The 12,425-nt window shown below is 38.2% G+C and carries 11 protein-coding genes; all 11 read left to right on the forward strand.

The features are described 5' to 3' along the window. The 11 genes from ACMZ42_RS08645 to mtnN all read left to right on the forward strand — a co-directional run bounded on the left by ACMZ42_RS08645 (window position 1) and on the right by mtnN (window position 11,981). Window positions 1-837, forward strand: coding sequence for a MetQ/NlpA family ABC transporter substrate-binding protein (locus tag ACMZ42_RS08645; protein WP_415731180.1), 837 nt, complete (start codon window positions 1-3; stop codon window positions 835-837). A gap of 79 nt (window positions 838-916) precedes the next feature. Further along, window positions 917-2,260, forward strand: coding sequence for an LLM class flavin-dependent oxidoreductase (locus tag ACMZ42_RS08650; RefSeq protein WP_415731181.1), 1,344 nt, complete (start codon window positions 917-919; stop codon window positions 2,258-2,260). Beyond that, window positions 2,260-3,447: an acyl-CoA dehydrogenase family protein gene (locus ACMZ42_RS08655; protein ID WP_415731182.1), complete on the forward strand. Its 1,188-nt coding sequence runs from the start codon at window positions 2,260-2,262 to the stop codon at window positions 3,445-3,447. Before ACMZ42_RS08650 ends, ACMZ42_RS08655 begins: the two co-directional genes overlap by 1 nt. Before the next feature lie 462 nt (window positions 3,448-3,909). Continuing rightward, the gene (gene mltG, locus ACMZ42_RS08660; RefSeq protein ID WP_415731183.1) at window positions 3,910-5,037 is read left to right on the forward strand and encodes an endolytic transglycosylase MltG; all 1,128 of its coding nucleotides are present in this window, start codon (window positions 3,910-3,912) and stop codon (window positions 5,035-5,037) included. Window positions 5,038-5,741: 704 nt separating this feature from the next. After that, on the forward strand, window positions 5,742-6,374 hold the full coding sequence (locus ACMZ42_RS08665) for an O-methyltransferase (protein WP_370075351.1): 633 nt from the start codon (window positions 5,742-5,744) through the stop codon (window positions 6,372-6,374). 5 nt (window positions 6,375-6,379) lie between these two features. After that, a complete protein-coding gene (locus tag ACMZ42_RS08670) occupies window positions 6,380-7,312 on the forward strand; it encodes a peptidase U32 family protein (RefSeq protein ID WP_370075350.1) in 933 nt (310 codons plus the stop codon). Window positions 7,313-7,326: 14 nt separating this feature from the next. Beyond that, window positions 7,327-8,607 (forward strand): peptidase U32 family protein, encoded by a 1,281-nt coding sequence (locus ACMZ42_RS08675; protein ID WP_370075349.1) that lies wholly within the window; start codon window positions 7,327-7,329, stop codon window positions 8,605-8,607. Continuing rightward, window positions 8,607-9,245 carry a uridine kinase gene (gene udk, locus ACMZ42_RS08680; protein ID WP_370075348.1) on the forward strand — a complete coding sequence of 213 codons (639 nt, stop codon included), beginning with the start codon at window positions 8,607-8,609 and terminating at the stop codon, window positions 9,243-9,245. The genes ACMZ42_RS08675 and udk overlap by 1 nt, the downstream gene beginning before the upstream one ends. Window positions 9,246-9,433: 188 nt before the next feature. Further along, window positions 9,434-9,922, forward strand: coding sequence for a transcription elongation factor GreA (gene greA / locus ACMZ42_RS08685; RefSeq protein WP_049667741.1), 489 nt, complete (start codon window positions 9,434-9,436; stop codon window positions 9,920-9,922). Window positions 9,923-10,573: 651 nt separating this feature from the next. Next, the gene (locus tag ACMZ42_RS08690; RefSeq protein ID WP_415731185.1) at window positions 10,574-11,227 is read left to right on the forward strand and encodes a YrrS family protein; all 654 of its coding nucleotides are present in this window, start codon (window positions 10,574-10,576) and stop codon (window positions 11,225-11,227) included. Window positions 11,228-11,288: 61 nt separating this feature from the next. Then, complete coding sequence (gene mtnN, locus ACMZ42_RS08695) at window positions 11,289-11,981, forward strand: 5'-methylthioadenosine/S-adenosylhomocysteine nucleosidase (RefSeq protein WP_415731186.1); 693 nt, start codon at window positions 11,289-11,291, stop codon at window positions 11,979-11,981. Window positions 11,982-12,425: the final 444 nt, after the last annotated feature.

Raw genomic sequence — 12,425 nt, forward strand, 5'->3', positions numbered from 1 at the left:
ATGAGGAAACTAAATTATCTATTAACTTTAATTGCATTACTGTTCCTACTAGTTGCTTGTGCAAAAGCAGATGAAAAAGATACTGTGAAGGTTGGTATCCGTAGCTCGGAATTGAAAACATGGGAGTATATAAAAGAACAGGCTGCAAAGGAAGATATTAACCTCGATTTAGTGACATTCTCAGCACAATACGACCCGAACCAAGCATTGGCGGAGAGAGAGGTTGATATCAATGCGTTTCAGCATGTCGCTTACTTAAATTTATTTAATACAAATAACAAAACAGATTTACAGGCGATTGGCACAACAATTATGGCTCCGATAGGCTTATATTCAAACAAATATAAATCTTTGGATGATTTGAAAGAGGGAGCGAAAATTGCTGTACCAAATGATCCTTCTAACTGGGGTAGAGCTTTATTGCTGCTACAAGAATATGGCTTATTGACGGTTACGGATAATTTTGATGGTAATGGTGGAGAGGACCGAATTAAAGATAATCCGAAAAAATTAAACATTTTACCAGTAGATGGTGCGACGACACCGAGGGTTATGGAAGATGCCGATTTTGCGGTCATTAATAATGGGGTTGCCGTCGAAGCAGGCTTACTATTGAAAGATGCCATTATTCATGAGAATGAAACGGCGAAGCCATTTATTAATGTCATCGTGGCAAGGCCTGAAGATAAGGACAATAAGACATTTTTAAAAATTGTTGACATCTATCAGCGTGAAGAAACTGCGAATTTCATTAAAGATATTTCTAATGGCAATTATATTCCTATAAAAATGCCATTAGATGAATTAGCTACATGGAAAGACTTTTATCTTCATTGATCAACACTGTATTGGCCTATTGCCTCTGTTTATTTGTGCGACAGCGAAATTGATTCATATTAAGGGAGATGACGAGAAAATGACTAAGAAAAAGGAGTTAAAGCTTGCGTTATATTTAATTGGGGCAGGAATGCATGTGGCAGCTTGGAAACATCCGTCTGCAAAAGTTAATGCAAGCATCGATATTAATGCATTACAAAAGGCGGCGCAAATTGCTGAAAAGGGCAAGTTTGATATTGCTTTTGTTGCGGATAGTTTAGCGATCAATCATGAATCACATCCACATATTTTAAATCGCTTTGATCCTCTTATACAGATTACAGCTTTAGCAGCTGCGACAACCAAAATCGGACTTGGGGCAACTGCATCAACCACATATAGTGAGCCATATGTGTTAGCAAGGCAGCTAATGTCCGTAGATCATATTAGTAATGGTAGAGTCGGTTGGAATCTAGTGACAACAGCAGATGCAACAGGGCAGACGGCTTTAAACTTTAGCCGTGACAAGCATTGGGAGCACGATCATCGCTATGAACGTGCGGAGGAATTCATCGATGTAGTGCAGTCATTATGGGATTCGTGGGAGGACGATGCTTTTGTCTACGACCGTGATCATAATATTTTTTATGATCGCAATAAAGTACATGAGACCGCTTTTAAAGGTAAATATTTATCAGTGAAAGGTCCGTTGAATATTGCACGTTCCGTTCAGGGTCAGCCTGTTATTGTGCAGGCTGGTGCTTCAAAACCAGGGCAAACATTAGCAGCGCGAACAGCGGAGGTTGTTTTTGTTCATTGGGACGATATAGGGAAGTCCAAGGAGCATTATCGCCACTTAAAGGCACAGCTTGCTCTCTTTGGGCGCACCGATGAGGAGTTACTTGTGTTACAAGGGATATCGCCAATTGTGGGGGATACGGAGGAAGAGGCCATTCGTAAGTATAATGAATTACAAGCGTTGATTGACCCATATGAGAGCTTAAAATTTGTTTCGGGTTATATGGGAAATGTTGATTTCTCAAAATACTCGTTAGATACACCTGCAATCGAAGTGGATTTTCCTGAGGTCAATAGTATTCAAAGTCATTTCTACGAGCATTTGGAGATTATCAAAAAAGAAAATTTAAAAGTCGGTGAATTATATGCGCGCCTTTTTGGCCCTGCAAAGCGTGATGCCTTTGTTGGGACAGCAACGCAAATTGCCGATGAGATGGAACGTTGGATTACAGAAGAAGCGGCAGATGGCTTTATGTTACAGTTTCCTTTATTGCCACGCGATTTAGAGGATTTTGTGAACAAGGTTGTGCCAATTTTACAAGAGCGTGGTATTTATCGTAAAGAATATACAGGATCCACACTTAGGGAACATTTAGGACTGAAAAAACCACAAAATAGATTTACTAAAAGCAAGGTGACTCATTGATGAGTGATGTTTTTATTCGAAATGAACGTGAGCAGCAGTTAGTTCAGTATGCTTCTAAATTGGCACAACAAATTGACGAGACAGCTGGTAAATATGATGAAAGTGGAGAGTTTCCGTTTGAGCACTTTAAAATTTTAGAGGAAGCTGGCTATTTTAAATTAACGGTGCCAAAAAAATACGGCGGTGAGGAAATTTCCCTTTATGAAATGTTATTAGTACAGGAACAATTAGCAAAAGGAGATGCTTCTACTGCATTGTCTGTTGGGTGGCACTTATTAACTTTTTTAAATGTTCGTGAGGCGAAGACATGGCCTGAGCCTATATTTGCGGAATTGTGCCATAAAGCAGTTAAAGAAGGTTCTCTCTTAAATATTATAAATAGCGAGCGAGGGAAGGGGAATATTTCTCGTGGAAGTTTACCGGGAACAATTGCAAAAAAAGTGCCTGGAGGCTATATCATTACAGGTGAAAAGGCTTTTGCTTCCTTAGCCCCAATATTAAAACAATTTACGATTATCGCCTATATTGAAGAAGAAAATTTAACAGCTGAATTTTTAATAACCAAAAATGATCAGGTAGAGGTTATTAATACATGGGATGCGATGGGAATGCGGGCAACGGGTAGTCATGACATTATTTTTCATGAAACGTTTGTTCCAGAGGAGGCATTGCTATACAAACATCGTCCAAATGAAGTGAATCGTTTTTTAGCTGATGGTCGCGTCTACTCGTTAGAAATTCCAGCTGTTTACTTAGGAGTTGCGGGTGCAGCTCGGGATTATGTAATTGATTTTGCTAAAAATACCTATTCATACAGCTTAGAAAATACAATCGCACACGCTAGTCATGTCCAACAAAAAATGGGTGAAATAGAAGTGCTATATCGCACAGCACGCCGAACATTGTATAGTATTGCAGCGCAAGTAGAACAAAATCCAGCGATTAAGGATCAGCTTTCTGAAGATGTTAGTATTGCAAAGTATGTTATTTGTAACAATGCGATTGACATCGTAACAAAAGCAATGCAAGTTGTTGGGGGACGAAGTCTATCTAAAGCTAATAAATTTCAGCGACTTTTTCGAGATGTTCAATGTAGTCGTTTTAATCCTCCAGCTGATGATGTAGTTATTGCACAGCTTGCAAAGGGTTTGTTAATCGATGTCAAACAAGAAGCTTTTCAATTATAGGGATCACTTTAATTTCATACAGCAATTATTTTCTGTAGCGAAAGCGAAGCAAATCAAAGCAAAGCAACAACAACACACGACTGAGTGACCGACATCGTGTCTGCCCTCGTGCAGGCAAAAGCACAAAGCCGATTCTGAACGCACTTATGCCGAGGCAAAATTGATTTTGATATAGTAAGTTTTCCAACCGTTGACGTGAGGAGAATATTATTGAATCTGCTAACGATATAGTTGGCAGATTTTTGCTTTTCTACTGAAGGGCTTTCCGTTCCTAATTTGCCAACCTATCCATCTAGATTTCTATATTGTTTTAGTTTGTTGACTGTAAATCAACTTTGATTTATTATATTTATCTTTTTGTCGCAATCTATTTTTAAGTGATCTATTTTTACTGATTTTCTATTTCTGTTTGTCGTGAAAGTTGATTTCTAGTATGATAATGGAGTGATAGGGGGGAAACCCGTGAATAACGGTTCGAAAAAACAAGAAATGTTTGCAAAAATGCAAGAAAGAAAATCCGAGGTAAAAATTGTGAGAAAAATCGTTGCTATTGTAGCAATTGCTTTTGTTCTAATATCAGGGATTGTCGGTATACTTGGTTATAGTTATGTGAAGAGTGCTTTAAAACCAGTGGATCCAGATGCAACTAAAACAATAGCAGTTGAAGTACCAATAGGCTCAACTTTAAGCTCTATTTCAACTCTATTAGAGAAGAAAGGGGTTATTAAAGATGCTCGTGTTTTTAAATATTATGCTAAATTTAAAAATGAATCCCAGTTCCAAGCAGGGAACTATGATTTAACACAAGCAATGACATTGGATGAGCTAATCGAAAGTTTAAAAACAGGGAAGGTTTATCGTACGCCAGTCTTTACAATGACAATTCCTGAAGGTTTAACACTTGAACAAATTGGTGATATTGTGGAAAAGAAAACGCCTTACACTCAAAAAGAATTTATGGACTTAGTAACAAGCGATGCGTTTGTACAACAAATGAAGGCTAAATACCCTGAGCTTGTGACAGATGCGGTTTTAGCTGATAATATTCGATATGATTTAGAGGGCTATTTATTCCCTGCAACTTATTCTTATTTCGAAGAAAAACCATCATTAGAATCGATTGTAGACGAAATGGTAGGAGCAATGAACAAGGTTGTGAAAAATTACAACGATGCTCTAACTGAAAAGAAAATGTCAGTACATCAATTATTAACATTTGCTTCATTATTGGAAAGAGAAGCCACTGCCCAAACAGATCGAGAAACGATTGCGAGCGTATTCTATAACCGTATCGATCAAGGGATGCCATTACAAACAGATCCAACTGTTTTATATGCACTTGGTTCCCATAAAGATCGTGTCCTATATAAAGATTTAGAAGTAGATAATGCCTATAATACTTACAAAAATAAAGGCTTACCACCAGGTCCTATTGCGGGTGCAGGGAAAACTTCGATTGAAGCAGTGCTTAATCCAAGTAAAACGGACTATCTATACTTCTTAGCGGATAAAAAAGGTGTCAACCACTTCTCGAAAACGTATGATGAACATTTACTGAAAGTAGATAAATATATAAAAAAAGCAGAGTAAGTACTTTAAATAGAAAAAATAAATAGCAATAATGTGGATAGAAGGAAAGAAAAATAGCTTTCCTTCTATTTTCGTGCTATTATAAATTGTGATTTTTAATCAATCCGCATGGAAAAAATTCAATCAGTCCGTTAATGCGGAATAATATACGTGGTGGCAATTGTTTGGAGCTTATAAAAACAATTGCTCATTTTTGTATGACGAAGTACCAAGACATCACGTTTGGTCTTTTTCTTTTTGTTGCTAAATGATGAAGTACAGACAACGAGTATTGCTCGTTGCCTTTTAACTTCTTTCAGCAAATGTCTCAGCTACAAATGTCTTATGTAGCGAAAGTGAAGTGTCAGCTACAAATGTCATATGAGCGAAAGCGAAGCGACAGGTACAAGTGTCTCCCACCTCTATTGGCGGGGAGATGAATGCGATTTTAAGTCACTTTTCAGCTGTGTACAAATATCCGCTGAAAGAAGTTAAAGCCTCCGGCGGATGTCACGGAAATCGGAAAGGAATTCTTAGAGGATGTTAGCCTAAAATCATCGCATCCATGCGATAACGGCTAACTGACCTGCATCGGTAAAGACGCCACGTCCTGTGGCATTACCGAAATGACCAACATCGTGTTGGCCCTCGTGCAGGCCTAAGCACAAAGCCGATTCCAGACACAATTATGCCGAGGCATAATTGATATGAGGGTGAACTAAAAAATGGAATTATCAGATGCATATATACAATCATTTATTCAACCACGTAATGAATTGCTTTTAGAAATGGAAGCATTTGCGGAGGAGAATCATGTACCGATTATGCAACTTTCAGGCATTGATGCACTAAATCAACTGCTACGTATTCAAAATCCGTCGAAAATTTTAGAGATTGGTACAGCAATTGGTTATTCTGCAATAAGAATGGCAGAGGCTTTACCAAATGTGCAAATCGTTACAATCGAACGTGATGCAGAGCGTGTTACAAGAGCAAGGGCTTATATTGAACGTTCTACAGTATCAGATCGTATTACAGTCATTGAAGGTGACGCCTTAGAAGTGAATGATGAAGCAATTCAAACGACCTTCGATGCAGTTTTTATCGATGCTGCAAAGGGACAATATCAACGCTTTTTTGAAAAGTATGCGCCTCTTGTAAAATCTGGCGGAGTTCTGTATATCGATAATATGTATATGCATGGCTTATCAGATTTGGATTTAAAAGATGTTCCGCGTCGTAAGCGTACAATGATTCGCAATTTAAAAAACTTCACCGAATGGATTATGCAGCACCCTGATTATACAAGTGCATTTTTACCAGTTGGTGATGGTTTATTATTATGTTTGAAGAGGTGACTATTATGAAAAAACCTGAATTGCTTGTTACACCGCAATCAGTGGACCATGTAAAAGACCTTTTACAGGCTGGAGCAGATGCTTTTGTCATTGGCGAACAACAATTTGGTCTGCGCCTAGCAGGAGAATTTTCTGTAAGTGAAGTGGAAGAGGCTACAAAGCTAATTCATGCAGCGGGTAAAAAGGTTTATGTTGCGGTAAATGCGTTATTCCATAATGAAAAATTGGATGCGCTTGCCGAATATTTAAAAGAAATGCAACGTATTGGTGTCGACCGTTTAATTTATGGTGATCCAGCAGTATTAATCATCCGTCGTGAGCAAGGTGTAACAATACCGCTACACTGGAATCCAGAAACGACTGCAACGAACTGGTTTACTGCAAATTATTGGGGAAAACGCGGAGCAACTCGTGCAGTGCTTTCACGTGAACTTTCTTTAGATGAAGTGCTAGAAATTAAAGAAAATACAGAAGTAGAGATTGAGGTTCAAGTACATGGAATGACATGTATGTTCCAATCAAAACGTCCATTACTAGGCCATTATTTCTTATATCAAGATAAAGTAATGGAAATTGAAAATCGTAAGGAAAATCGCAATATGTTCATTCACGATGATGAACGTAATAATAAATATCCAATTTATGAGGACGCTAATGGTACTCATATTTTCAGTCCAAACGATATGTGCATTATTGATGAGCTTGGCGAATTATTCGAAGGTGGCATTGATGCATTGAAAATTGAAGGTGTTCTTCAAACGCCAGAATATGTGAACACAGTAACAGAAGCTTATCGTCAAGCAATTGACACATATTTTGACGAATCAGAAGATGCGTATGAAGATATTAAAGATGATTTATTAGCTAAAATTGAAGATATTCAGCCTGCCATCAGACCTCTTGATACTGGCTTTATCTTCAAGGAAACAGTTTACTAGGAGGTGGCAAGAACATGGCATTAGTATTAGAACAAAATGACAAAATCCGTGAGATTGTAGACGGTAAACGTGTCATTACAAAAAAACCAGAGCTACTTGCCCCTGCAGGTAGTTTAGAAAAATTAAAAGTAGCAGTTCATTATGGAGCAGATGCTGTATTTATCGGTGGACGAGAGTTCGGTCTACGTTCAAACGCAGATAACTTCTCAATTGAAGAAATGCGCGAAGGTGTTGAATTCGCCAATAAATACGGTGCAAAAATATATGTTACGACAAATATTTTCGCCCATAATGAAAATATGGACGGCTTAGAGCAATATTTACAAGATATTGAATCTGCAGGTGTTACAGGCATTATTGTAGCGGATCCACTAATCATTGAAACATGCCGTACAGCTGCACCAAAGCTTGAAATTCACCTTTCTACACAGCAATCTTTATCGAACTGGAAGGCAGTACAGTATTGGAAAGAAGAAGGCTTACATCGTGTAGTATTAGCACGTGAAGTGGGCGGCGAAGAAATGAAGCTGATGAAGGAAAAAGTCGATATTGAAATTGAGGCATTCGTTCATGGAGCAATGTGTATAGCCTATTCTGGTCGTTGTGTACTTTCAAATCACATGACTGCTCGTGACTCTAACCGTGGTGGTTGCTGTCAATCTTGCCGCTGGGACTATGATTTATATGAGCTAGAAGATGGCGAAGAAAAGGCACTTTTCGATGATAATCATGCACCTTTTGCAATGAGTCCGAAAGACTTAAAGCTGATTGAAGCAATTCCACATATGATTGAGCTTGGTATTGATTCATTAAAAGTAGAAGGTCGTATGAAATCCATTCATTATGTGGCTACAGTTGTTTCAGTGTACCGCAAAGTGATTGACGCTTATTGTGCTGACCCTGAAAATTTCAAAATTAAACGTGAATGGCTCGAGGAACTAGACAAATGTGCTAACCGTGATACTGCTGAAGCATTCTTCCATGATGCCCCTGGCCACGAGGAGCAAATGTTTGGTGTACATGGCCGCAAAACGACTTATGAGTTTGCTGGTTTAATTTTAGAGCATGACCCAGAAACGAAAATAGTTACAATGCAACAACGCAACTATTTTAAACCTGGTGATGAGGTAGAGTTCTTTGGACCAGAAATCGAAAATTTCCGTCTTACAATGGGTGAAATTTGGGATGAGGATGGCAATAGCTTAGATGCTGCACGTCATCCACTACAAATTGTTAAATTTAAATGCGATACACCATTAAAACCACATAACATGATGCGAAAGGAGAATAATTAATGGCAGCAAAGCGTCCAGTCGTCATCGGAATCGCTGGTGGTTCATGCTCGGGAAAAACGAGTGTGACCCGTGCTATTTATGATGTTTTCCGCGATCATTCAGTAGTTGTAATTGAACAAGATTTTTATTATAAAGATCAAAGTCATTTAACGTTTGAGGAGCGTTTAGGTACAAACTATGACCATCCGTTAGCGTTTGATAATGATTTGTTAATTGAACACATAAAAAAATTATTGGTCCGTCAACCAATCGAAAAGCCAGTATATGATTATGTGCAGCATACAAGAGCTAAAGAAGTTATTCATGTAGAGCCTGTAGATGTTATTATACTAGAAGGTATTTTAGTGTTAGAAGATGCAGATTTACGTGATTTAATGGACATTAAATTATTTGTAGATACGGACTCAGATTTACGTATTATTCGTCGTATAATGCGTGATATTAAAGAGCGCGGACGTACAACAGATTCTGTAATCGATCAATATTTATCGGCAGTGCGTCCAATGCATAATCTATTTATTGAACCGACGAAACGTTATGCTGATATTATTATTCCAGAGGGCGGGGATAATGAGGTTGCGATTGATTTAATGGTAACTAAGATTAAAACTATCCTTGAAACCGACAACGTATTGTAATAAGATAGAGTGGTATTGACAATATTTACATGCATATCTGTACATATTTCAGAAAGGCATGCATACTATTAGGTCAAAGAGTAATTTGAAACCGTTTAAAAATAATAAAATTCGATTAAGTGCATCCTACTAAGCCACTTAATCGAGTTTTATGTTTTTATATTGACGAAAACAAGGAGTGAAGAACTTTGGCAAACGAAAAACAGTACCCAATGACAGCTGAAGGTAAAAGAAAATTAGAAGAAGAATTAGTGAAATTAGAAACAGAAACACGTAAGGAAATCGTAGAACGTATTAAAATTGCTCGTGATTTCGGGGATCTTTCTGAAAACGCTGAGTATGATTCTGCAAAAGAAGAACAAGCCTTTTTAGAAGGTCGAATTTCTACATTAAAATCTATGATTCGTAACGCAGTGATTATTTCTGAGGATGAAACAGACAACAGTGTTGTATCACTAGGGAAAACGGTTACATTTGTAGAAGTTATTAATGGGAAACCATCAACAGATGAGGAATCGTATACAATTGTTGGTTCGGCTGAGGCAGATCCAATGGAATTCCGTATTTCAAATGAATCACCAATTGCTAAAGGCTTGCTAGGCCGTGCTGAAGGCGAAGAGGTTGTCGTTCAAACACCTGGTGGTGAAATGAAAGTTAAAATTATTTCAATAAAATAATTTTGGTACAAGCAGTTAGCTAATCTTTTCAAAAGAGAGCTAGCTGCTTTTATCTTCATTTAGCATTGTCTGTGCGAAAGCGAAGCGACAGCAACAACAACGCCAATGAGATATGGATTCTTGAATCTACACTCTCTATGTAAGCTTTTACATCGATGGTAAAAATCTGGTTCATCACCAAAAGTTGTAGGACTTTTGTTAAAACGTATACTATGTAAATAAGTTGATTGGAGTGGAGGCTGGGCGGCTCCTTGGGGATTAGCAATAGGGGAACGAAGGCTAAAACCATCACGTCCTGTGATAACGCCTTCGTGACCAACATCCTGCTGCTGCCGCTACGTTAGCACTACGCTTTCGCGCAAAAAAACATCTGTTGCCCCAAGCGGCTCATCGGACGCCCCAGGAAGCTTTGCTCTGTGCGAAAGCGTAGCGACAGCAACAACAAATGTTTTCTGCCGCGAAAGCGAAGCGTCAGCGACAAAGCGCCCAGTCGGAACGGAAATCAACCACACGTTTTGGTGATAATACAAAAATCTATTAGAATATACGTTGAGATGTCTATATTTTTCTCTATGAAAAAATATATGAGCACAATTATTTTGCAAGTACTGTTGAACTTGATAGAATATTGGCTAGAGAGGGGGAGACTTCATGAGTGAACGAAAAACTCGAAGCAGTCGTCATTTGCAGCCATCTCGTAATAAAAAGCTAGATAAACTATTGAATGTTTTAATTGGTATTGTCGTGATATTAATTATTATAACAGCAACATTTGTGTTTAAATGGCAGGATGATGCAGGAAAGGCTGAGAAAGACGAGCCAATACAAGAGCAGAAGAACGATAAAAAAGATGTGAAGGAAGAGCCTTCTAAAGAGCAAAATAATGATGAATCAGCTCAGGAGGAAAAACCAGCAAAGGAAGAGCCTACAGAAGAATCTCAAACATCTGAACAGGACACTACTACTGAAACTACTTCAGATAACCCAATTGTTGACAAGGTCATAACAAATAAAAATTGGGAACCTACACCTACAACACAAACAGGTCAGCATGTGTCTTCTTACGATGATGGATCAGTAGACTGGGCTGAAAAGCTGGCAACAGTTGCGGCCGTTACAGGCATCGAAAAGGACAATATGATTATCTGGCGTATGGGAAATAACGGTAGCGCTAATTCTGCTATTGCAACAGTTTCAACGAATGATAAGACAAAAATGTATCGTGTTAGCATGGAATGGGTCGACAACGAAGGCTGGACACCAGTAAAACTTGAGCAACTAAATACATTAAACGGCGCCTATTGACGAAAATAACTCGTTTTATTATTTTTAATAGAGTTGAATAAAGAAGGGAAGTAACAGAGAGATGAAAATTGCAGTAATCGGCGCAATGGAAGAGGAAGTAGAGCTTTTACGAGCATCATTAGAGCAAGCAAAAAACACAACAATCGCAGGCAGTGAGTATACAACAGGAACTTATAAAGGGAAAGAGGTAGTTTTATTAAAAAGTGGTATTGGTAAAGTAAATGCCGCAATGTCAACTACTATTCTATTACATGAATTCAAGCCTGACGTAGTCATTAATACGGGCTCTGCCGGAGGCTATGATGAAACTCTTGAAGTTGGCGCAGTCGTTATTTCAGATGAAGTTCGTCATCATGATGTAGATGTAACAATTTTCGGTTATGAAATGGGGCAGATGGCAGGTATGCCAGCAGCTTATAAATCGGATGAAAAACTTATGAAAGTCGCTGAAGAGGCAGTAGAGGCTGTAGGAGAGCACCAATATGGTATCGGCTTAATTTGCTCAGGTGATGCCTTTATGAATGATCCTGTTCGTGTAGAAGCTGTTCGTCGTCATTTCCCACAAATGAAGGCAGTGGAGATGGAAGCAGCTGCTGTTGCACAAGTATGTTATCAATTTGGTACTCCGTTTGTTGTTATTCGTGCTTTATCAGATATTGCTGGAAAAGAATCGAATCTTAGCTTCGATGAGTTTTTACCAGTAGCTGCAAAGCATTCCACACAAATCGTACTAAAAGCTATCGAATCATTATAAAGTCTAAAAATCTGTGAAATAAACTACACAAAATAGTCAAAATGAGTGGCTTTTAGTGTGAGAAAAATCACAGTTTAAAGGTCTCACTAATGCTAAACTGATGTTAAATAAATCTCTTCATATTTAGATGGGAGGCATTCATAATGCTATTTTTAACAGCAGGTGTAGTCATTATAACAATGTTACTCGGTACACTTATTTCAGTAGAACTATCAGAATCTGCAGAATAAAAAACTCTCTTGCGATTGAAAATCGCAAGAGAGTTTTTTTTATTACTTCATTTATTACGCTAACTTGCTAAGGATTGGCTTATTACTAAAAGTTAGGGATGATGTTTGCTAAAACGTATGTTTTGTATATAAGTATTGGAGTGGAAGCTAGGCGACTCTTTGGGGATTAACGTCACAGATTAGACCCTGGAGCGAGCAGGTAGGGGAACAAAGG

This window comes from Lysinibacillus sp. NPDC056185, from assembly GCF_047737915.1.
Taxonomy (GTDB): Bacteria; Bacillota; Bacilli; order Bacillales_A; family Planococcaceae; genus Lysinibacillus.